The sequence below is a fragment of the Binatus sp. (SeqCode) genome, from assembly GCF_036522015.1.
Taxonomy (GTDB): Bacteria; Desulfobacterota; Binatia; order Binatales; family Binataceae; genus Binatus.
Genome location: NZ_DATDGQ010000076.1, coordinates 1 through 22,514, shown reverse-complemented (window position 1 = coordinate 22,514; position 22,514 = coordinate 1). Strand labels below are relative to the sequence as shown.

The window sequence follows — 22,514 nt, the reverse complement described above, 5'->3', positions numbered from 1 at the left end:
TCTTCGAGCTCGCGCGCGAAGGTCGATGCGAGCTCTGCGCGCTGCGCTGATTGTGCCACCGGCACCGCCGGGGTCGCAGCAGCGTCGTGCGAGTTGCTTCGCACGCCGGTGCCAAGCGCGTTCTTTACGCTGGCAATTATTTTGTGCGGCTCGGCCAAAGTTCAGCTCGGCGGGCGCTCCGGTTCCGGGCGCTTATGCGGCCGTGGCCGCGGAAAGTTGCGATACTTGGTCCAGTTGCCGAACGGTCCAGGCATCCGGCGCAGGTAACCATTGTGTGCGAATGGTTTCAGCACTATCGCGGCGAGTTTTCCAATCGCTCGAGCGGTCCGCGGATAGCGCGCGGTCTTCGCAAACCGTCGCGCCCCCCGGCGCGCCCGCTCGATCGCGCGCGGCCATTTTAGCGGATGCTTGCCGGTGCTCTCCTTCCAGCGCAGATGGAGCAGGATTCGCGGGATGTCGATCTTCACGGGGCAGATGTCCTTGCATGCGCCGCACAGCGTCGATGCGAACGGCAGGTAGCCTGCCGCGCTGCCGAAAAGATTCGGACTGACGATCGAGCCGATCGGCCCTGGATACACCGAGCCGTACGCGTGACCGCCGATGCGCCGATAAATCGGGCACACGTTCAGGCACGCGCCGCATCGGATGCAATTCAACGCCTCGCGCAGAACCGGATCCGCGAGCATCGAGCTGCGCCCGTTGTCGAGGATGACGACGTGCATCTCCCCCGGCCCGTCGAGCTCGCCTTCGCGCCGCGGGCCTGTCATGAAACTGGTATAGGTCGTGAGCTTCTGCCCGGTCGCAGTGCGCGCGAGTATTTCCAAAAAATGGCTGAGGTCTGCGAGCCGCGGGATCACCTTCTCGATTCCCATCACCGCGACGAACGTCTCCGGCATCGTGCTCGACAGCCGGCCGTTGCCTTCGTTCTCGACGACGATCAGCGTGCCGGTTTCCGCGATCGCAAAGTTGACGCCGGTGACGCCGAAATCCGCCGCGAGAAAAATCGAGCGCAGTCGCGAACGCGCTTCGGCCGTGAGTTTCTCGGGCTCGGCGGTGTACTCGATGCCGAACTTGTCGGTGAAGAGCCGCCCGATGTCTTCCTTCGACAGATGAATCGCGGGCGTGATGATATGCGACGGGCGCTCGCCCCGAAGCTGCACGATGTATTCGCCGAGGTCCGTTTCGACCGCGTTGATGCCAGCCTTCGCGAGCGCGTCGTTGAGATCGATTTCCTCGGTCGTCATCGACTTGCCCTTGACGACGTTGCTGGCGCCCTTGGCCTTGGCGAGTGCAACGATATAGTCGCGCGCCTGCGCAGCATTCTCGGCGAAGAACACCTTGCAACTGCGCTCTTCGAGCTTCGACGTCAATTCGATCAGCAATTCGTCCAGATGCGCAATCGCGTCGGTCTTGATTCGATGCGCTGCGTCGCGCTCGTCGTCATAGGGCGGAAACTCCGCCTTGACTTGCGCGAAGTGATCGAGATGGCGCGCGCTGGCGTTTTCGAGCTTGCGCCGCAATTCATGGTCGCCGACGGCGGCGCTGCTCGACTCGAAAAAATCGTGGGCTTTCGGAATTTCAGCCATCTAGAACGTCGCGGATCAATTTATGAGCGCGACCTGACGGATAAGTCTCAGCACCGCTTCGCGCGCCGCCTCGGCCGCAGGATGATCGGGCGCCTGCGAAAGAAAACTCTGGTAGTCGTCGAGCGCCGGTTTGAAGCATTCCAGGCGCTCGAACAGCCCGCCGCGTTCGACCAGCTCGTCGAGCGAGCGCGGCTCGAGCATGATGATACGGTCGAGCGCAGACAGCGCTCGGGTCCAGTCCGACCCGCCCATGTAGATGATCTTCAGGTTGCGCAGAATGCGCGCCAGGATGTGACGTGCGCCGCGCGCCTTCAGCATCGCCGGATTCAGCTCGACCGGCTGTCCGTAGATTTGCGTCAGGCGCGCGCGGATCTCATCGAGCGCGAGAATCTTGCCACCGACGAACGGATCGATAATCAGCTCGCCGCGTTCGTCCACCGCTTTGACCAGGAAATGATTGGGGAACGAGACGCCGTACAGATTTATTCCGAGCCGGCGGCCGACTTCGAGATAGACCACCGAAAGCGTGATTGGCAGTCCGAGCCGCCGATTGAGCACGTCGTTCAGAAATGAGTTGCGCGGGTCGTTGTAATTCTCGGCGTTGCCGTCGAAGCCCTTCAGCTCGAACAGAAAATGCGAGAGCAATTGAACGCGCTCGACGGTGTCCTCGCCGGCGCGGACGATCGGTTCGGCCTCGCGCGCCAGCGTCGCCAGCTTGTCGAGATACTCGTCGATGTCGAGGTTGGGATACTCCTCCTTCGCGATCAGCAGCGCGCCGCGCGCCAGTGGCACCGGCTCCTTCGCCGCCAGCGTCGCAAATTCTCGTCGTGCATCGTTCATCGCGTGGCCACCGTTCGTAACAGTGTTGCTTTGCGCCGATGCTTTGACAAGCGCTCGCGACCGGTTTGTTCAGTTTGTTTCGAGCGCCGCCGCGGCTTCTCTGCGCACCGCGGTGTCGCGGTCGCGCAGCGCTCGCTCGAGTGCGCGCCGCGCCGCGCTTCCGCCGATCTCGCCGAGTGCCCATGCGGCGTGCGAGCGGATCAACGGCTCGGATTCGGCTTCCATCGAGCGCGTGAGCGGCGCAATCGCGTCAGGGTTTCGCGTGTTGCCGAGCGCGACCGCTACGTTGCGCAGCAGCCCGCGCCGCTTGGCGCGCTTGACCGCGCTCACTGTGAAGCGGCGGCCGAAATCTTCTTCGCTGAGCGCCAGCAACTCAGGCAAACGCGGCAGTAGATCGTCTGCGTCTTGATCATACGCACGCTCGCCAGAGCCGTGGTCATCGTTCCACGGACAGACATCGTTGCAAATGTCGCAGCCGAAGATCCAGTTGCCGAGCTTGGCGCGCAGCTCCCGCGGAATTGCGCCGCGATTTTCGATCGTCTGATACGAGATGCAGAGATCCGAGCGCATTACGTAGCCGTCGGCGAGCGCACCGGTCGGACACAGATCGAGGCATCGCCGGCAGGTCCCGCAATGGTCGCGATAAGGTTCGGTCGTCGCCTCGAATTCCACGTCGGTGAAAATCTCGGCGAGAAAAAAATAGGAACCGTGCTCGCGATTCAGAATCATCGTATTTTTGCCGAACCATCCGATGCGCGAATCCGACGCCCATTCGCGCTCGAAGACCGGCCCGGTGTCCACGTACGTGCGCGTGATCGAGCCGGGTCGGATTTGCCGGATCACGTCGCCTACCGCGCGCGCCCGCTTCTTGACGACGTCGTGATAGTCGCGGCCGAGCGCGTACGCCGCGATTCTGCCGCGCATCTCGCCGCGCCAATCGACGCTGGGCGTCGCGCGTGCCGCGTACGGGTAGCCCAGGCTCACGACGGAGTTGTAGCGCGCGTCGAGGCGGTGCGGGTCGAACCGGAGTTCGGGATCTTTCGCGAGATAAGTCATCGACGCGTTGCCGCCCTCGGAGAGCCATTGGCGGTAAAAGTCCTCGCGCGTGCTCAGCGGACGCAGCCGCGCAAATCCAACCAGCACGAAACCTTGTTCGTGCGCGGCGCGGGTCAAAGTTTCTCGCAGAAAGTCCATGACGATGGTAAAACCCTAGCATCCAGAAGGGGTTTTTGCGCGATTAATTGTGGATGCATTGACTCGACTATTGGGCTACGATTAATTTCTTGGTAGAGCGCATGATCGACAGGTAAGCGCTTCTGATTGGAGGTTGGTAGCAAAAATGGCCGACGGACTTAATATTGAGCATCACGGGCACGGTCATGAGCATGAACACGAACATGCCGAGCAGCAGGCGCCCGTCCAGCCAATCGACACCGCGTCGCTCCCCGACGTTAAGCTGACGCCGACTGCGATCGAGATGGTGCGCAAGATGCGCGCGAAGGAAGGCCTCGGGGCCGACCATGGGATGCGAATCGGCGTGGTCGGGGGCGGATGCTCCGGGTTTCAATATTCGTTGAACTTCGACACGCAAAAGGAAGGCGACCGGGTGACGGATTTCGGCGGCGTGCTGGTATTAGTCGACGAGATTTCACTGCCGTATATTGCGGGCACGACGCTCGACTACGTCGAAGGACTGCACGGCGCGGGATTCCGCTTCGACAATCCGCGCGCGAGCCGCACCTGCGGTTGCGGATCGTCGTTCAGCGCGTAACCTCTCTCTAACCCCTCTCCCTTCTGGCGAGGGGAACCGGAAAAGATAGATTTGCGAGGCCGCTCCGAAAGGGGCGGCCTTTTTCTTTTCAGAAGAGTGGTGTTAGACGGATCGATGATGCTGGCTGGATTGATCTACTGGCTGTCACCGGCACGCCGGCGCTTCATGCGGCGGCTGGCGAAGCCGGCACTCGATGCGACGCGCGCGCGATTGGCGGAGGCGGGATCGCCGCGCGCGATTCAGTTTATCTCGATGATTGTCGACGCGAACGCTGACTTCCTCGCCTATGCGCTCTCGCCCAAGGGTCCGCTTAAGATGTATTGCGAGCGCGCGACGCCAGAGACGGTGGCGGCGTGTATCGCCACCATGCTCCTCTATTCGGTGAATATGTTCGCGCGCGACGAGATGACCAACAACGAGAGCGAAATGATCCCGCTGCTGGCGCATCTGGCGGGTGTCAAGCCTATGCAGGTGATGCTCCGGCGCGACGCGCTGCGCAAGGCGCCCCGCTCCGAGGAGTGGATGGTGCTGACGTGGCTCGCGAAAGATCTTGGCGCCGAGCCGCCGAAGTACGACGCCGAGCTTGAGCGCGCCTTTGGATACAACTATCTGTCGTACATCGCTCAGTACCGGCCGACGCTCGAACGCGAGATGGCCGCGGCTGACGCGGAGTGAAGTTCAGGAGCTCAAGATGAAAGATCTCGAAGGGCGCGGAGTTATCGTCACCGGTGCGACGCGCGGAATAGGGCGCGCGATCGCGCTTGAAGTCGCGCGGCGCGGCGCCAATGTGTCATTCAACTACGTCAAGAGCGATGGGCCCGCGGCTGCGCTCAAGGACGAAATCGAAAAACTCGGCGTCAAGGCGCTCTCCTACAAGGTTGATGTCGGCGATCTAAAGGCCGTGCGCGAGATGGTGAACGCAACCAAGAAGGAATTCGGGCAAATCGACGGGTTGGTCAACAACGCCGGTATGACGCGCGATAAAGTGTTCGTGATGATGTCGGAAGAGGACTGGAACGAGGTCATCCGGGTCAATCTGACCGGTGCGTTCAATTTCGCGCGCGCGGCCGCGTTCATGATGATGAAGGCGAAGCGCGGCTCGATCCTCAATATCACCTCGGTCAGCGGTCTTATAGGACTCCCCGGCCAAGCGAACTATTCGGCGGCCAAGGCGGGACTCATAGGTCTTACAAAGTCAGTCGCGAAAGAAGTAGGGCGGCTAGGTGTCCGCGTCAACGCTCTAGCACTGGGATTCATAGAAACCGACATGACCGCATCGCTGCCCGACGAGAATCGAACACAAGCACTAGCAATGATTCCGCTCGGCCGCTTCGGCAAAGTCCAGGACGTAGTGCCTATTGCCGCATTCCTGCTCACTGACGCGGCGTCTTACATAACAGGCGCAGTAATCCAGGTGGACGGCGGCCTCGCGATGTAGTCTGCAACCCTGTACTTTCGCACCTTTTGAAGTGCAAAACGATCTGTCCGGTAAAAATTCCTCGCCAAACCGTAATTCCGCTTGACAAAACATGCCGCGCCGCGCGGAATTACTCGGGTGGGGAGAGGTGCTCGTTTGCCGGCGGCAATCCGATATTTTGCCAATGGAATGGTGAAGCTGTCGGTGCTGGCCGCGCTCGCTCTTCTGATTGTGGCCGTTGTCATCCTGACGGTTGGACATTCGCTTCACGCGAGCACCAACACGATAACCGTCAATTCGCTGCTCGATCCGGGAACGCCCGCCGATCATCTGTGCAGCCTGCGCGAGGCGATTTCCAACGCCAACGCGGAGGCCGATACGACCATGGGCGATTGCGCGGCCGGCACCGGCAACGACACGATTACCTTCAACCTCAGCGGGACGATCGCGCTCGGGAGCGGACTCCCCTCGATTCTGCACACTCTCGAAATCGATGGCGGCATCCAAACGATCACAATCGACGGTGGCAGCGCGAATCCCATCTTCACCAACTCCTCCGGCACGCTCACCCTCAACAACCTGACAATTGCCCACGGCCTAACGAGCGCAAGTGGCGGTGGCGTCAATAACAGCAGCGCGCTGACCGTCATGAACTCCACCTTTCTTGGGAACAGCGCCATGACCGCTGGCGGCGGCGTCAACAACAGCGGCACGCTGACCGTCATGAACTCCACCTTTCTCGGGAACACGGCCACGACCGCTGGCGGCGCCATCTTCAATGCCGCCGCCGGCACGCTGAGCGTTACCAACTGCACTTTTTCAGGCAATGTTTCAGCCGGAGGCGGCGCCATCCACAGCGACCACCTTGGGACCGTGACCAGCAGCACTTTCTCGGGCAATAACGCGGGCGTTTCGGGTGCCGGCGCGGCGGTCCTGGCCAACAACACCACGTTTCAGGTGACGAATTCGATTCTCGCGGGCAGCACCGGGGCGAACTGTGGTGTGCCCAACGCCGGCGTCATCGGGAACGGCGGCGACAATATCTCCGACGATAGTTCGTGCGCCTTTGGGAACACCCCCGCTGCCAACGGCGATACCATCGGCGACAGTGTCAACCCACTGCTGGATATCAACGGCCTGCAGAATAATGGCGGGCCGACCGACACGATCGCATTACAGCCGACCAGCCCGGCGGTGAACGCAGTCCCGATTAAGAATTGTCCCGCGACCGATCAGCGTGGCGATCCGCGGCCCGATCCTGCCGATAGCAGCGGCGCATGCGACATCGGCGCGTTCGAATCGATCGACGCCACCGCGACGCCGACCGCGAGCGCCACGCCAACCGTCACGGCAACCGCGACCTTGAGCGCATCGCCCACCACCACCGCCACCGCGACCGACACAACGACGGCCACCGCGACGGCTACGGCGACGCCGACTATCTCCGCCACTTCAACCGCCACGGCGACCGCCACGCCGACCGCCTCCGCGACCGCGACCGACACCTCGACAGCAACTGCGACATTGACGGCGACCGCGACCAATACTGCGACCGCGACCGACACCTCGACGGCAACTGCGACAGTGACGGCGACCGCGACCGATACTGCGACCGCGACCGCAACTACGACCTCGACTCCGACCGCCACGGCGACTCCCAAGCCGCCGCCGATCAAACTTACCATCTCGCCGAAATCGCTGAGCTTCGGAACCGTCGGTACCGGAAATGCTCCAATCAAATTCGTTACGTTGCACAACAAGAGCAAGACGAACGATCTCGTGACGAACCCGCAGGTCGCCGGACAATTCTTCAGCATGGCAAGCGATGGCTGCGTGGCCGGAGTGCCGCCGGGCGGAATGTGCCAGCTCGGCGTGAGCTTTGCTCCACTGGCGGCGGGCAAGAGCTTCACTGGAAATCTGACGTTCACGGATCAATCGAAGAAAAGCAGCCACAAGATTGCGCTCAAGGGTAAAGGTGTCAGTACGCGCACGCCGACGCCGACCGCGACCCCATCCGTGACCGCAACAGCGACCGCTACCGCAACCTCGACGCCATCGGTAACGGCCACGACGACCACCTCTGCCACCCCGACGCCATCGGTGACCGCCACGACGACCACCTCCGCCACCCCGACGCCTTCGGTAACCGCCACGACGACCGCGACGATCACCTCAACCGCCAGCATCACTCCCACCGCGACTGCTACCGCAACGACGCTCGGGACGGCGACTCCGACCGCCACATCGACGGCCATATATTCGCTCACGGGCATTTCCGAATCGGTGTCGGGCTTTGTCGATTTGAACAACCCTGGCGCAACACCCAACCCGGTTCAGACTATGCAGGCAGTCGCGGTTTCGACGGCCTCATTCACCAACAGCGTCAGCGTGAGCGATACGAATGTCGATATATCGGGTTCGGCATCGGCCTCGCAGAGCTCCCAGGCCAACGGCTCGACGATTTCCGCCGATGAATCCGCCGCCGCCGCCGCGGACCTCTCGTTGTGTCCCGGGGCAACTCCTATGTGCAGTGCGGAGAACCAGGGTGATACGAATTTCAAAGTTGATTTTTGCATCGCGTCGGACACGACCTATGCGCTGAGCGGTTCGGTACAGGCGGGCGCGAGTGAGGATATGGGTAACATCTCTGCCACGGGAGTTGTGAGCATCGAAAACCTCACGACGTCGAGCTTCATCGTCAACGAGCAGGTCACCAATGGCCAAAACGTTCCAATCTCGATGAGCCTGCCTTTGACCGCAGGATGCTACGAAATTGTCGTCGAGGTTTTTGCCGATGCTTTTTCCAGTGGAACGGGCTCCGGAAACGCGTCATCGAGCTGCAACATCCTGTTGAGTCCGCAGTAGCATCGCGGAATCGATCAAGGACCTTTTTTCTTGTTCCCCTTCCTGCTCGAGAAAAGGGGAACAATCGCAGAAAAAAGGATCAGTGGCGCCAGGAGTGCGCGCAGTTCAGGATGTCGATTTGTGTTCCGCTTTCTACCGCGCGGTATCTCTCAAAAAAACTCGCGTCGATTTGCTTGAGCGCTGGCGGTTCGCGCCGGCGCCATCGATTGCACGCGCCCGGGCCGCCGTTGTAGCCGGCGTACGCCGAGCGCGCCAGATGGCTCGAAATCAGCACCGGGTCGAACTTCGGTTGCGAGATGGCAGCGAACTGCATCATGCGCGCGAGGATCTCGCATCCAGCACCTGCATTGTAGAGCACGTCCCATTTTAACCGCTCGATGTCGTAGAATCCCCGCCAGACGTGCTTGTTCACCTGCATCAGGCCGATGTCGCCAGTGGCGGACTCGAGCCATCGGACGCGATCGCCGACCATCACGAATTGCCGCCAGCAGCTTTCCTGCCACGCGGTGCTCGACACCAGCGTGACATAAACGCGGCCGTTGTCGGTATCGAGGGCGTCCATACCAGCGGTGACCTGGCTGAGTTGGTAGGCAGCGCTGAGATTGAGCAGCAGGCCCATGTCGTGGCGATAGGCGTCAGCATTTTCTTCGTTGGCGACGAGACGGTAGAGGCGGTCAGCGACATCCTGCAGGCGGTTTATCTGCAGGTGCCCGGCATCTTCGGCAGCGTCCGCATCGGCGATGGAGAAGACCCCAAGCAACCTAACCCCTAACCCCTCTTTTCGGGCCCATCGATGGAAGGGGGACAATCGCGCACTGGGTCCGTGCGACGGCGCTGGATTCGCAGGGTTCACGGGCGCGGCGGGTGCCGATGGCGGCACGTCCTCCTCTTCGATCGGGTGGCGACTCCGCGGCGGCTCGGGCACTGAAAAAAGTTTCTTCATGTCGCGATCTTCGCCGTAGTTGAATTGAAGCGGATCGCCGGTCGCGCCCGGCGCCATGATGTGCGCGAGGCGGCGAAGGTCGGCCGCCGAGATGCGCATGCCGAGCGCGGGCGCGGCCTGGTCGAGCGCAAACAGCGCGTCGCCGGCCGAGATGAACGACATGAATTCGAGCGCGTGCGTGCCGAGCATCCCGCGCCGCGCGGCCGCGCGCACCGCGTCGTGCAACTGCGTCCATTCGTCGAGGAATATAAGGCGTACCGGATCGGGTCCGGCGGCAGCCGACGGATTATTCAGCGCCTGCACGAGGCGGTAGCGGCTATCGAGCAGGATTTGCAGCAACTGCTCGCGGAACTGCTGGTCGCCGACCGAATCGCCAAGCTGCTCGATCGAGAAAACCAGGAACGCATCCCACTGATCGAGCGTGTCCTGGAAGGCTTTGAGTTCGGCCGGCGTGGTCGAGGCCGCGCCGGGATTCGCGGCAGGAGCAGGCACGTCGGGGACCGTCATCACGAGCGTGACGCGGACGCCGTCGTCGAGCGCGACGATATTCGGCTCGGCGGTGAGACTCGCGATTGCGGTGCGGAGGCGGTCCGCGGCGTCGGCAGGAATCGAATCGGTAACCATCGCGGCCAGCTGCTTAACTGAGGGATTCAGATCGTAAGAAAAATCGTTGAGCCGCGGAATCAGATAGCCCTTGATCAGGTCGAAGCCCTGGCTGACGATCTGCGACTTCTGATGCGCCGCGTCATAGACATTCAAATCGGTGAAATGAAATTTGAGTTGGAGGCCCGGCGCGATGTACGGGACGCCGAGTGCCTCGACGATGCCGCTCCACTGGATGGCGCCAACGCATTGCGAGCCCATCGCGACGCCGAGCCCGAGACTGTTGGCGGTCTCGAGTTTTACCGTTGCAGCGCCGCCCGCAGTCGCGCGCGAGAACTCGGGATTTTCAGCATAGAGAAACTGGCACTCGTCGAGGCCGTTCCAAAGCTGAGCGCGTCCCCCGGGCGCGGTGTAAAGTTTGCGCTTGAGCGCCTCGCGCAGAGTGAGGTAGTCGATGGTCATCGGAATGTGGACCTGCGCCGCGCCCGCGGGAGTTGCAGCGAAAATGGCCGCGATCGCTGCGACGATTATCCACAACCTTACCGCGGATCTCTTCCTTCGAGGGGAGTGGAACAATCGAGAAGAGCAGTCAGATCGGTCGGGTATATTCATGAATTGGTGGTTTTGGTTACCAAGGCGACTCGCTCGCGCACGCACTGCTGTCACGAGTCAACTATTATGGCAACTCTGTTTGTCCTTGAAAGCGGTCGCCGCGGTTATGATAATCAATTCTAGAACAATCACCGGAAATTCTGGGTAAGCCCGATGAGTACTGAACGTCAGGCAGACTTTTACGAAGCGGAACCGCCTCAGGCGTCGCGCGAACTGGCGAAGCTGCGTGCGATCAGCGGCTACCATCCGCCGTTCGAAATCGTGCGGCGGCGTGTGATCGACGACGTTAACGAGGGCCGGATGACGGTCGATGCGACGCTCATAATCCGCATCGGCGATGTCGAGGAAACCGAGGCCGCATCGGGCGTCGGCGTGTTGCATGCGCTCGACGTGGCGCTGCGCAAGGCCCTGCTCAAATATTTTCCGTACCTCGAGCCGGTGAAAGTGATCGAAACCTACCAGCACGCGACCGGCGCCTCGACCGAGGCCGACGTCGTGTCAGTGAAGAAATTTGCCGACGGCGATCTGGTGTGGACGACACTGGCGAAATCGTCGAACACCATCGAGTCGGCATGGGCGTCGCTGCTCGACGGTTACGAATGGCGAATCGTCCAGGAGAATGCGCGTCTGCGCCGAATCAACGCGAATCCAAGGTTGTCGAATCGCTGATTGTGGCGAAGCGTTGATGCGGGCGATGGTTAATCCATGAGCGCAGACGGGCAAGCGGCGAGCGTCGGCAAGGCATCGGCGGGCAAGCTCGCGATCCTGTACGACGGATCCTGCGAGATGTGCCGCGCGAGTCTCGATGGAATCCGCCAGTTCGACAACTCGGGAAAAATGGAGCCGCTCGATCTTCATCAGGAAGAAGTGCGCGCGAAATTTCCCGAATTAAAGCTCGAGAACGTGCTCGAAGAATTGCACGCGGTGGACGAGAACGGGCGTGTGTATCGCGGCGCGCGAGCGATCAACGAAATCCTCCGGCGGCAGAAGGGCCTCAAGGGCTACCTCGCGTACCTGTGGTACATTCCGGGCTACGCGTGGGTCGCGGACCGGCAGTACAAGCGGATCGCGGCGTCGCGCTGTGCCCGCGACTCGCGCGGCCGGTTGAAGGGGCAGCCAGCCGCAGATCGATAGCTGGCTCTTCACGAAGTCTCGCAACTCTGTTTTAACATTGGGTGCAGGGGTCGCCCCTGCTAAGCTTGACGCCTGCACTCGTGAAACCATTCTACATTTTCAATTCTCTGAACCGCGCGGTCGAGGAGTTCCAGCCGCAGAATCCGCCCGAGGTCACGCTCTATTCTTGCGGCCCGACGGTCTATTTGCCGCAGCATCTTGGCAATCTCCGCGCCTACGTCTTCGTTGACAGCATTCGCCGCACGCTGGAGTTCAACGGCTACCAGGTGCGCCATGTGATGAACGTGACGGATGTCGGGCACCTGACGAGCGACGAGGACGCCGGCGAGGACAAAGTCGAGAAGACCGCACGCGCGCAGGGTAAATCGCCACTCGAAGTCGCAAATTATTATCTCGAACAGTTCCAGCGCGATTGCGCGGCGCTGAATCTCGAGCCGCCGGACGTGTTGTCGCGCGCGACGGATCACGTCGGCGATATGATCGCGCTCACGAAAAGAATCATCGACGCCGGCGTTGCCTACGTCACCAAAAGCGGCGTGTACTTCGACGTAGAGCGGTATCGCGGAGAGAACCGTCTCGGCAGGCTCTCGCGCCAGAGCCTCGACGAGCAGAACGCTGCGCAGCGCCTCGAGCATTCTGCCGACAAGCGCAGCCCGCACGATTTCACGCTGTGGGTACTCGGCCAGCCCGACCATCTGATGCAATGGGACAGTCCGTGGGGGCGCGGCTACCCCGGATGGCATATCGAGTGCTCCGCGATGGCGATGAAATATCTGGGCGAGACTATCGACATCCACACCGGCGGCATCGACCACATCCCGGTGCATCACGAGAACGAAATCGCGCAGTCGGAAAGCGCCACGCACAAAGCGTTCGCGCGGTACTTCGTGCACAATGCGTTCCTGCTCGGCAAGGAGGGGACCAAGATCAGCAAGAGCGCGGGCAAGTTCCCGCTGCTGAGCGATCTAGCGGCGGCGGGAATCGATCCGCTGGCGTTCCGGATTTTCTGTTACGGCGCGAAATACCGTTCCGAGATTGCATTCAACGACGATTCGATTCGCGCGTCGCAGAGCAATCTCGATTATTTTCGCGAGTTCGCCCGCAGCGTGCCCGACGATGCGGCGGCCGATGGCGTCGAGGCGGCGGGATGGGCAGCGGAATACTACGAGCGGTTTCACGACGCAATCAACAACGATCTGAACACCCCGCAGGCGCTCGCGGTGGCTCTGGAACTGATCGCGGAAGCATACCGGCGCAAGGATTTTCGCGCATGGCCAACGCTGGTGATGCTCGACACGATGCTCGGACTCGATTTGCAAAAGCATCGCGAGTCTGCGCGCACGAGCTCGATCGAGCCGGACGTGCAGCAACTGATCGACAATCGAACGGCGGCGCGCAAGGCGAAGGACTTCATCCTCGCCGACGAGTTGCGCAAGGAAATCGAGCGGCGCGGCTACGAGGTCAAGGACAATCGCGACGGCACCGCGACTTACCAGCGCCGCTCCTGACGGGATTTCGGCCCGCAGATTCGCCTTGAATGCTTGCGCGAAAGTCTCTTAGAATCGCGGCTTGACGCATCGAATAGTCTGCCCAGAAGGAACCGATGGGGATTGAGTTAAAGAAGTTCGACACCAGGCTGCAGGCCGAGGGTCCCGAGGTAAAGCATCTCGACCCGGCCGCGGCACCGTTCTACCTGCCGATTGGCGACGAAGTGGAAATATTCACCGCCGCCTACAAAGCGCGACTCCCGCTGCTGCTCAAGGGTCCGACCGGATGCGGCAAGACGCGCTTCGTCGAGCACATGGCGCATCAATTGTCGTCGCTCGCCAACGGCCCCAACGAGCTGATCACAGTCGCGTGCCACGAGGATCTCACGGGCAGCGACCTGGTCGGACGTTTCCTTATACAGGCCGACGAGACGGTCTGGGTTGACGGCCCATTGACGCAGGCGGTGCGGCGCGGCGCGATTTGCTATCTCGACGAAGTGGTCGAGGCCCGCAAGGACACGACCGTGCTGATACATCCGTTGTCGGATCACCGGCGCATTCTGCCAATCGAAAAGCGCGGTGAGACGATCGAGGCGCACGAGGGATTTCTGCTGGTGATTTCGTACAATCCCGGCTACCAGAGCATCCAGAAAAATTTGAAGCACTCGACCCGCCAACGCTTCGTTACGATCGAGTTCACCTATCCGCCAGCCGACAAGGAAGTCGAGATTATCGCGCACGAGGCGGGCGTCGAGCAGGATATCGCGCACCAACTCGCGGTGCTGGGGGAGAAGGTGCGCCATCTGAAGGCGTCGGGATTGGAAGAGGGCGTCTCGACCCGCCTACTGATCTACGCCGGCGAACTGATCCGCCAGGGGATTGCGCCACGGCGCGCGGCGACGGTCGCGGTCACCTGGTCGCTCACCGACGAAGCGGACAGCAAGCGCGCGATCGACGAAGTAGTCAAAGCGATCTTTCCATAAGTTGCGGCAAGATTCGTGAAGCGGCGCGAATAACACCTACAACTCAGCGAGGTCGCGTAAATGAGGGTTTCCGCAAAGTTCAAAATGCTCCTGGCTGTGGCCGCAACGCTCGCGATGGTCACCGCAGGCTCATCCGCGCGCGCGCAGGACTTGTCCGCCGGGGTTCAGTCGCAGACCGGACCGCGGCTGGATTTTCCGGCCGGGCTGGCGACCGACGGGCGCGCGGTGTACGTCGCGAACAGCCGCAACAATACAGTCGAGGCGATCGACCCGGCGTCGAAGTCGCTGCGAATCGTTGCCGGCAAGCTGTTCCAGCAAGGCAGCAACGACGGCACCGGCGATTCGGCTCGCTTCAACAGCCCTGATGGCATGACGATCAACGGGCAGAATCTCTATCTTTGCGACACCAACAATTCTGACATCCGCCAGGTCAGCGTCAGTGGGACGGTTACCACCGTTGCGGGGACGGCGAATATCGCGGGCACCGAGGACGGCACCGGCTCTGCCGCGCACTTCAACCTGCCGACGCAGATCGCGACCGACGGCACCTCGCTCTACGTGGCCGACAGCGGCAACAACTCGATCAGGCGCATCACGCTCGCCGACTTCAAGGTCAAGACGATCGCCGGACAGTCGGGCACGTCGGGCAAGACTGAGGGCGGCGCCGACAAGTCGCTGTTCGCCGGCCCTCGCGGAGTCGCAGTCGACAAGAAAGCGATCTACGTCGCGGATACCGGCAATGACGTGATCCGCATGATCGATCTCTCGTCGCTGCAGACCAGCACGCTCGCGGGCACCGGCGAGGAAGGCGACAAAGACGGCCCCGCGAACGAGGCGCAGTTCAACAACCCAGGTGCGATATGCACCGACGGCGCATTTCTGTACGTGCTCGACGCCGACAATCATTCGGTTCGCAAGATCGATCTCGCTGCCAAAACCGTGACCAAGCTGACGCTCGTCAACGGCCACATCGGCTCCGGTTGCGCGCTCACCAGCGACGGCAAGCAACTTTACTTCTCGGACACCACCGAAAACGCCGTCGAGGTTGTCGATACGAGCAGCGGAAACGTCACCACGCTCTTTCCTCCGGGGCAGTAAACCTGCCCGACGGCATCGCGTCTTGATCGATCTGCGCAGCGACACCGTTACCTTGCCGACGCCCGAGATGCGCGAGGCGATCGCGCGCGCCGAGCTGGGTGACGATGTTTACGGCGAAGACCCTAGCGTCAACCGGCTCGAGGCGATGGCGGCGTCGATGATGGGCAAGGACGCAGCGCTGCTCGTGCCGAGCGGCACGATGGGCAACCTGGCCGCGATGCTGACCCACTGCCCGCGCGGCACCAAGGCAATAGTCGGCTCGCAGTCGCACACAAATCTTTACGAAGCGGGCGGCGCGTCGGCTCTGGGAGGCATCGTGCTGACCACCGTTGCCAACACCGAAGACGGCGAGCTCGACACGCACGAACTCGCGCGCGAGCTTGGGACGCCGGCCGATGATCATTTCGCGCAGCCGTCGGTGGTGGTGATTGAGAACACGCACAACCGATGCGGTGGCGCGCCGATCAAGCTGTCGCACATGGCCGAGGTCTCGGCGGCGGCGCATCGCAGAAAAATTCCCTTGCATCTCGACGGTGCCCGGATCTTCAACGCGGGGCTCGCGCTCGAGACGACGCCGAAGGAAATCGCGAGTCACACGGACACGGTGTCGTTCTGTCTGTCGAAAGGCCTCGGATGTCCAATCGGCTCGCTCTTGTGCGGCAGCCGCGAGTTTATCGCTCGTGCGCATCGAACGCGCAAAGTGCTCGGCGGCGGAATGCGGCAGGCGGGAATAATCGCGGCGGCCGGAATCGTCGCGCTGACCACCATGGTCGATCGGCTGGCCGAGGATCATCAGAATGCGCGCGCGCTGGCGCAGGGATTCGCGCTGGTCGCCGGACTAAACGTGCGGGCGGTTAAAAATCGCACCAACATGGTCGTCTTCGACGTGGACGGCGACGCGGACGCATCTGGCCGCTTCGCCGCGGCGATGAAGGAGCGCGGCGTGCTCATCTCGCCGCGCGAGGCGACCTCGTTCCGCGCGGTGACTCACAATGGAATTTCGCGCGCCGATATCGATCGAGCGGTCGCCGCGGCTGCGCAAGCCGCCGGCGAAGTTTTCGGCGACTGATGGATTCACTCGATTCGATTTTTTCTTTGCGCGGACATCGCGGACTCGTCACCGGCGCGTCGTCCGGGCTGGGAGTCGAATGCGCGAAGGCTCTGGCGATCGCGGGCGCCGACGTTGCACTCGTCGCGCGACGCAAAGACCGCGTCACGCAAATCGCAGCAGATTTGGCAAAGGCGCACGGCGTCAAGGCTGTTGGAATCGGCGCCGACGTGACGCGCGACCCCGACCTCGATCGCGTCATGGCCGAAACGTCCGCCGCGATTGGCGACGTCGACATCCTGGTGAACAACGCGGGCGTGTCGCCCACCGGGCGTGCCGAGAGTTTCAAGCGCGAGGCATGGGACGAAGCAATCGCGGTGAATCTGACCGCGCCCATGATGCTCGCGCAGCGCGTCGCGCGCCGCCTTATCGAGACCAAACAGCCCGGGCGGATCATCAACATGGTTTCGATCTACGCGTCGGTTGCGAGTTCGGTGTACCGGCTGTCGGCATACGCGGCGACCAAGGCGGCGTTGGCGAATCTGACGCGCCAGCTCGCCGTCGAATGGGCCGGCTACGGAATTCTGGTCAACGCGATCGCGCCCGGATGGATTCCTACCGAGGCAACCGAAGGCGGAATCGCAAAACCGGCGAACAAGGAGCGGATGGAAGCGTTCACGCCGATGAAGCGGCTCGGCCTCCCGCATGAGATTCGCGGCGCAGTGATCTTCCTTGCCAGTCCCGCTTCAAGCTACGTTACGGGTTCCGTGATTTCGGTGGACGGCGGATACCAGGCGTGGTGAACGGCACCGGGCTAAGAGCGCAAATGTTCCGGCGCAAGCCGGCTGCCGCCTTGATGGCGGAGGCGGAGTCGCGCTCGGGCGGACTCAAACGGGCTCTGGGAGCGCTCGATCTCACGCTGTTGGGAATCGGCGCGATCGTCGGTGCGGGAATTTTCGTGCTGACCGGCGTCGCCGCCGCGCGATACGCCGGCCCCGCGATTGTGTTGTCATTCGTGGTGTCGGGATTCGCGTGCGCGATGGCTGCGCTGTGTTACGCGGAGTTCGCCGCGATGATCCCCGTCGCCGGCAGCGCGTATTCATATTCGTACGCGACGATGGGCGAGCTGGTCGGCTGGATCATCGGATGGGACCTCGTGCTCGAATACGCGGTCGGCGCGGCCGCCGTCGCGGTAGGATGGTCGGGCTACCTCACCGTCATTTTGCACGGGCTGGGGATTCATTTGCCCATCGCAATAACCAACGCACCCGGCTCTGTTCCCGGCGCGGTCATCAATCTGCCCGCGCTGCTCATCGTGATGCTGATCACCTACGTGCTGTACATCGGCATCTCGGAGAGCGCGCGAATCAATTCGATCATCGTCGGGATCAAACTCGTCGTGATCGCCGCCGTGATTATCGTCGGCGCGTTCTTCGTCAGGCCGGCGAACTGGAGTCCATTCGCGCCGATGGGATGGTCCGGAGTGATGAAGGGAGCGGCCGTGATTTTCTTTGCGTACATCGGATTCGACGCAGTCTCGACGGCGGCGGAAGAGGTCGTCGAGCCGAATCGCGACCTGCCGCTCGGCATCCTCGGCTCGCTGTTTGTATGCACTCTTCTCTACATACTGGTCGCCGGCGTATTGACCGGGATGGTGCCGGCGCACCTGATCGATGTGAACGCGCCGCTGGCGTCGGCCTTCGTGCTGCGCGGGATGCATGCGTTGTCCGGATTTATCTCGCTCGGCGCGGTTGCCGGCCTGACTTCGGTGCTGCTGGTGCTGATGCTCGGGCAGTCGCGGGTATTTTTCGCGGTGTCGCGCGACGGCCTGCTGCCGCCTGCCTTCAGCAAGATACATCCGAAGTATCGCACGCCGTACATACCGACGACGCTGACCGGATTCGCAGTTGGAATCACGGCGGCGTTCCTGCCGATCCAGGAAATCGCCGAGCTGACGAATATAGGCACGCTGTTCGCCTTCGTCCTCGTCTGCTTCGGCGTGTGGATTCTGCGACGCGTCGAGCCGGATCTGAAACGTCCGTTCCGCACGCCGCTGGTGCCGTTGGTGCCCATCCTGGGCGTCGTCTTCTGCCTCTACCTGATGGCGAGTCTGCCGGTCGTAACGTGGATTCGTTTTTTCGTGTGGCTGGTGATCGGTCTCGTCATCTATTTCAGCTACGGCCGCTTCCACAGCAAAGTGCAGCACAACGTCGTCGATAAGGCCGCCGCGTCAGGAAGTTAACGGGCACCCTCCGCTCCTATTCCCTCGCCCCACGAGGGGAGAGGGTTAGGTCGAGGGACAATTGTGCGGCGCGATTGTGTATTGCGCCGCACATGCTGCCTCAGATGCTTGCCTGAGTGTTGTAGAGTCGCGCATAGGCGCCGCCCGACGAGACCAGCTCAGAATGCCTGCCTTCTTCGGCGATCCCATCCTCCGTCAGCACTACAATTCTGGCCGCGTTCCTGACCGTCGATAGCCTGTGCGCAATGATCAGCGTCGTCCGATTGCGCGCGAGCCGGTGCAGAGACTCCTGCACCGCTCGTTCGCTTTCATTGTCGAGCGCGCTGGTCGCCTCGTCGAAAATCAGGATTGGCGGGTTTTTGAGAAAGACGCGGGCGATGCTGAGCCGCTGCTTTTGCCCGCCCGACAGCTTCACGCCGCGTTCGCCGATCTCCGAATCGTATCTGTTCGGCAGCGCCATGATGAAGTCGTGCGCATGCGCCTGTTTCGCGGCCTCGATGATCTCGTCGAGGCTCGCGTCGGGCTTGCCATAGCGGAGATTCTCCGCGACCGTTCCTGCGAACAAATACACGTCTTGCTGCACGATGCCGATATTTCGCCGCAAGGAACGCGGCCGGACATCTCGTACGTTCTTGCCATCGATTAAGATGTCGCCCTCGGTCGCGTCATAGAAGCGCGGGATTAGCGAGCAGAGCGTGGTCTTGCCGACGCCCGAAGCGCCTACCAGCGCGACCAACTCGCCGGCTCTTATCACCAGAGATAAGTCCTTCAGCACGAAGGGCGAGTCGCACGCGTATCGGAAGCTTACGTTGCGGAAGGTTATTTCTCCACGCACCTGCGTCAGCTCCGCGGCGCCCGCTTGGTCGGGCATGTCCCGCTCCATCTGCAGCATCTCAAAGAACCGGTCAAAACCGGTGCTCCCTTCCTGGTAGAGCCGCGCGAGATTCACCATTCGGCGGATTGGGTCAACCAGCACCGCTACACACATCAGGAAGGTAAGCAGGTCGGCGAGGTCGAGCGCTCCCCGCGCGATGCCTGCCGCGCCGAACACGATCACGGCAATGGTGACGAGCTGTGTGAACGCGGCCATTCCGCCGGAGAACCATGCCTCGCTCCGGTAGCCCTCGCTCCTGCTCGCGAGAAAGCGATCATTCTCAAAGTTGAAGCGCGCGGTCTCGAACGCTTCGTTGGTAAAGGTTTTAACCACCCGGATCCCGGCGAGCGAATCCTCGACGCGCGCATTGATGTCGCTGATGCGGTCTTTGCTCAATCTGAGTGCGGCAATCATGCGACGACTGAAATGCAGCGCGAAGAGCAACATCGCGGGCAGAAAGCACAGCACGATCAGCGTGAGCGTCCGGTCGATATGCGCGAGGATGACCAGCACCCCGGTCAGTTCCAGGGCCGCGATCGCGAGATCCTCCGGTCCGTGATGATAAAGCTCGGCCAGTGTGAATAGATCGTTGGTGATCCGAGCCATGAGCTGCCCGGTTCGCTGCCGGTCGTAAAAGCTGAACGATAATTTCTGGTAATGCTCGAACAGCTCTCGGCGCATGTCGCGTTCCATCTTCGCGCCCATCACGTGTCCCTGAAAATCGACGAACAACGTGCATACGGCCTGGAGTGCGACCAGCGCGAGCATGACCACGCCCAAGCCGTAGATCTTGTGGAGCGCGCCGGGCGCGCCCTCCTTTACCAGCAGGTTCTTGGTGATGAAATTCGCGCAGACCGGCAGCAGCAATGCCGCCGCCGATATGATGACGGCGCAGAGAAGGTCTGCGAGAAGCAGCCCTCGATATGGCCTGTAGTATGAAAGGAACTTTCTGGCTCGTGAGCCCGCGAATCGAGTCGCGGCTCGCTCGGCCAGTTTTATTTTATCGGCGCCTACGCGCCCCGAATCCCGGGAATGTAGCGTTCGCATGAAACACCTTGTCCTTCTGATGGGTTAAAACCGCTCTCTGAATGGACATGGACGTTGTCATTTTCGCTCTCCCGAGTTCGGTAGCTGAATCAAACCAACGTATCACACTGTTGGCCGCGCAGGGCAAGCGCCGCATAGCCGCGGCACTAAATCGTATTCAGGCGCGAACCGGTGAGTTTGACTCGTCGTTTATAGAGCGGTGGCAGCAGCAATGTAATCGCATCTCTTACTATCTCGACGGAGCCGGGAAGATGGCCCGCGTATTCTCCATCAACCTGCATGTAGACGCGAGCATCCCGGACCGGAGAGACGTGGAGTTTACGAGTGCGCAGGATGCGCACCCCTTGCATGCCTTGCAGGCGGTTCCTCACTACGCCGGCGAAGTACCGCAAATAGCGCACCGAATTTTGCCCCTCGAGCAGCACCACCTCGAATTGGTCATCGAACAGCGAAGTATCGCGCGCGATCTCCAGATCGCCGCCATAGTTCCGCACCTTGCTCACGAGTGCGAACGAGCAGCGGTAGTCGTGGTCGTCAATTTTTACCGAAAACTCTTCCAAGCGGCGGCCCATGAGGCTGAAAGCAGCTATCCAGTAGGCGATCTTGCCCAGATTGGTCTTCAGCGGCGCGCTGAGGTTGTAGATAATGCGGGCGTCGAGCCCGATGCCCGCCATCAGGAGGAAATGCCGCCTGGCTGGGCTGCCGTTGTTGAAATCGAGGCGGCCCACCGAAATCCGTTCCGGTGTGTAAGTGAGGAGATCGCGGGCTGCCGTGTCCAGGTTGGAACTCATACCGGTTTCCATCGCAAGCACGTTGGCTGTACCGGCAGGCAGGATTCCGAGAGGCACCGCAGAGTGCACCATTCCTTCGGCGACTTCGTTGATAGTGCCGTCTCCGCCCGCGGCTACGATCAAACCAACACCATCGGCGACCCAGCCGCGCGCCAGGGCGACGGCAGCACCCGGACCGGAAGTAGGGACCAGGGTGGCTACGTAGCCTGCCTCTGTGAGAATACGCCCGGCGCGTTCAAGCCGTTCAGAGCCTCTGCTCTTCAGCTTCCCCGCATGGGGATTGTAGATGATGACGCAAGTTTTCGTGCGCTACTGTCCGGCGCGGTCGGCTGCTCTCTGAGCGGCTGCGGCCGCTGCGGCGGCGGCTGCATGGGTCTGCGCGGTTTTTTCCATCGCGGCTTTGCGCTGCTCGCCGTGGGCGAGGTTCTGCCTCATCTGCGCCGCGCCTGCCGCGCCGAGGTTCTGCGTTTCCCACTTGGGCTTTGAAACCGACACCCACTGCCGGTTCTCGAGCGCGTAAGTGAAGACCAGGTACTTCAGGTTGCCGGTGGCAAGGCCCTTGGCCGTCCCCGGTTTAACGGGATTGTATTCGACGCCGCCGAGCTTGCAGCTCACGACCAGGTGATTGTGCGGGCCGTAGGTCGGCAAGTATTCGAATTTCTGCAGGAGGTCGATGTACACCTGGCCCTTAGCTTTCTTTTGATCCTGCTCATCAAAGTAGGGACCGGTCACGTCCGAGAGTTTGTCCTCGAGCGACTGCTGTAGCGCTGGCGTCAAATCTTTTTGTGCGCGCGCATGCTGCAAATCATAGGCGTGTGCCAGCGTTGCATTCAGCGGAAAAAAGAGCGCGGCCGCAAGGGCGACCGCGCTGAGGATCTTGAGATTTTTCATAACGTCCCGGTCATCATCATAATAGACGATTGACCGGGCGCAAATATTTACGGAGTCGAACCGCTACCGCTCAACCCACGCCCGAACGACGCGACCTGCGACTGCCATTGGTCGCCGAAGGCGAGGATCAGCACCTGCTGGTTGATGTGCGCGTCCTTGGTCAGCGACTTCATCGAGCCGCCACCCGCCGACGCCAGCACTTTGTACGCCGCCTGTGTCTGCCGGTAGAACTCCGGCAGCGGCGAGATCTTCGGCGGCTCCTCGCGATGCACCTTCAGCCAG

Annotated in this window: 20 protein-coding genes; 12 read left to right on the top strand and 8 right to left on the bottom strand. The window is 61.6% G+C overall.

Annotated features, from left to right (window positions below; genetic code table 11):
• Positions 1-161: 161 nt before the first annotated feature.
• The 3 genes from VIW95_RS03290 to queG all read right to left on the bottom strand — a co-directional run bounded on the left by VIW95_RS03290 (position 162) and on the right by queG (position 3,620).
• A complete protein-coding gene (locus tag VIW95_RS03290; RefSeq protein WP_331583983.1) occupies positions 162-1,586 on the bottom strand; it encodes a LutB/LldF family L-lactate oxidation iron-sulfur protein in 1,425 nt (474 codons plus the stop codon).
• 15 nt (positions 1,587-1,601) lie between these two features.
• Positions 1,602-2,426, bottom strand: a complete 825-nt coding sequence (locus VIW95_RS03285; RefSeq protein ID WP_331583982.1) for a SirB1 family protein — start codon at positions 2,424-2,426, stop codon at positions 1,602-1,604.
• A gap of 69 nt (positions 2,427-2,495) precedes the next feature.
• Entirely contained in the window at positions 2,496-3,620 is a 1,125-nt protein-coding gene (gene queG, locus VIW95_RS03280; RefSeq protein ID WP_331583981.1) for a tRNA epoxyqueuosine(34) reductase QueG, read from the bottom strand.
• A gap of 145 nt (positions 3,621-3,765) precedes the next feature.
• On the opposite strand from queG, the gene VIW95_RS03275 reads away from it, so the two are divergent.
• The 4 genes from VIW95_RS03275 to VIW95_RS03260 all read left to right on the top strand — a co-directional run bounded on the left by VIW95_RS03275 (position 3,766) and on the right by VIW95_RS03260 (position 8,479).
• Positions 3,766-4,197, top strand: coding sequence for an iron-sulfur cluster assembly accessory protein (locus VIW95_RS03275; RefSeq protein WP_331583980.1), 432 nt, complete (start codon positions 3,766-3,768; stop codon positions 4,195-4,197).
• Between the two features lie 99 nt (positions 4,198-4,296).
• Positions 4,297-4,872 (top strand): hypothetical protein, encoded by a 576-nt coding sequence (locus VIW95_RS03270; RefSeq protein WP_331583979.1) that lies wholly within the window; start codon positions 4,297-4,299, stop codon positions 4,870-4,872.
• A gap of 16 nt (positions 4,873-4,888) precedes the next feature.
• Positions 4,889-5,635, top strand: a complete 747-nt coding sequence (gene fabG / locus VIW95_RS03265) for a 3-oxoacyl-[acyl-carrier-protein] reductase (protein WP_331583978.1) — start codon at positions 4,889-4,891, stop codon at positions 5,633-5,635.
• A 135-nt stretch (positions 5,636-5,770) separates the two neighbouring features.
• A complete protein-coding gene (locus VIW95_RS03260) occupies positions 5,771-8,479 on the top strand; it encodes a right-handed parallel beta-helix repeat-containing protein (RefSeq protein ID WP_331583977.1) in 2,709 nt (902 codons plus the stop codon).
• A gap of 79 nt (positions 8,480-8,558) precedes the next feature.
• Here the strand turns inward: VIW95_RS03260 and VIW95_RS03255 are convergent, their stop codons facing one another.
• A complete protein-coding gene (locus VIW95_RS03255) occupies positions 8,559-10,562 on the bottom strand; it encodes a lytic transglycosylase domain-containing protein (protein ID WP_331583976.1) in 2,004 nt (667 codons plus the stop codon).
• Positions 10,563-10,790: 228 nt separating this feature from the next.
• Between VIW95_RS03255 and VIW95_RS03250 the strand changes: the two genes are divergently transcribed.
• The 8 genes from VIW95_RS03250 (at position 10,791) to VIW95_RS03215 (ending at position 18,629) form a co-directional block, all read left to right on the top strand.
• Complete coding sequence (locus tag VIW95_RS03250; protein ID WP_331583975.1) at positions 10,791-11,306, top strand: alpha-isopropylmalate synthase regulatory domain-containing protein; 516 nt, start codon at positions 10,791-10,793, stop codon at positions 11,304-11,306.
• 36 nt (positions 11,307-11,342) lie between these two features.
• Positions 11,343-11,771, top strand: coding sequence for a DUF393 domain-containing protein (locus VIW95_RS03245; protein WP_331583974.1), 429 nt, complete (start codon positions 11,343-11,345; stop codon positions 11,769-11,771).
• An 80-nt stretch (positions 11,772-11,851) separates the two neighbouring features.
• On the top strand, positions 11,852-13,279 hold the full coding sequence (gene cysS / locus VIW95_RS03240) for a cysteine--tRNA ligase (RefSeq protein ID WP_331583973.1): 1,428 nt from the start codon (positions 11,852-11,854) through the stop codon (positions 13,277-13,279).
• Between the two features lie 95 nt (positions 13,280-13,374).
• On the top strand, positions 13,375-14,241 hold the full coding sequence (locus VIW95_RS03235; protein ID WP_331583972.1) for a CbbQ/NirQ/NorQ/GpvN family protein: 867 nt from the start codon (positions 13,375-13,377) through the stop codon (positions 14,239-14,241).
• An 84-nt stretch (positions 14,242-14,325) separates the two neighbouring features.
• A complete protein-coding gene (locus tag VIW95_RS03230) occupies positions 14,326-15,339 on the top strand; it encodes a hypothetical protein (RefSeq protein WP_331583971.1) in 1,014 nt (337 codons plus the stop codon).
• 22 nt (positions 15,340-15,361) lie between these two features.
• Positions 15,362-16,408: a low-specificity L-threonine aldolase gene (gene ltaE, locus VIW95_RS03225; protein WP_331583970.1), complete on the top strand. Its 1,047-nt coding sequence runs from the start codon at positions 15,362-15,364 to the stop codon at positions 16,406-16,408.
• Entirely contained in the window at positions 16,408-17,190 is a 783-nt protein-coding gene (locus VIW95_RS03220; RefSeq protein ID WP_331583969.1) for an SDR family NAD(P)-dependent oxidoreductase, read from the top strand. Before ltaE ends, VIW95_RS03220 begins: the two co-directional genes overlap by 1 nt.
• Before the next feature lie 23 nt (positions 17,191-17,213).
• Positions 17,214-18,629 (top strand): amino acid permease, encoded by a 1,416-nt coding sequence (locus VIW95_RS03215; RefSeq protein ID WP_331583968.1) that lies wholly within the window; start codon positions 17,214-17,216, stop codon positions 18,627-18,629.
• Positions 18,630-18,729: 100 nt separating this feature from the next.
• Here the strand turns inward: VIW95_RS03215 and VIW95_RS03210 are convergent, their stop codons facing one another.
• From VIW95_RS03210 to VIW95_RS03195, 4 genes are all read right to left on the bottom strand, one after another.
• The gene (locus tag VIW95_RS03210) at positions 18,730-20,550 is read right to left on the bottom strand and encodes an ABC transporter ATP-binding protein (RefSeq protein ID WP_331583967.1); all 1,821 of its coding nucleotides are present in this window, start codon (positions 20,548-20,550) and stop codon (positions 18,730-18,732) included.
• A gap of 146 nt (positions 20,551-20,696) precedes the next feature.
• Complete coding sequence (locus VIW95_RS03205; RefSeq protein ID WP_331583984.1) at positions 20,697-21,629, bottom strand: diacylglycerol kinase family protein; 933 nt, start codon at positions 21,627-21,629, stop codon at positions 20,697-20,699.
• Positions 21,630-21,650: 21 nt separating this feature from the next.
• The gene (locus VIW95_RS03200; RefSeq protein WP_331583966.1) at positions 21,651-22,232 is read right to left on the bottom strand and encodes a hypothetical protein; all 582 of its coding nucleotides are present in this window, start codon (positions 22,230-22,232) and stop codon (positions 21,651-21,653) included.
• Between the two features lie 47 nt (positions 22,233-22,279).
• On the bottom strand, positions 22,280-22,514 hold a 235-nt coding region (locus tag VIW95_RS03195), incomplete at its 5' end, for a hypothetical protein (RefSeq protein WP_331583965.1).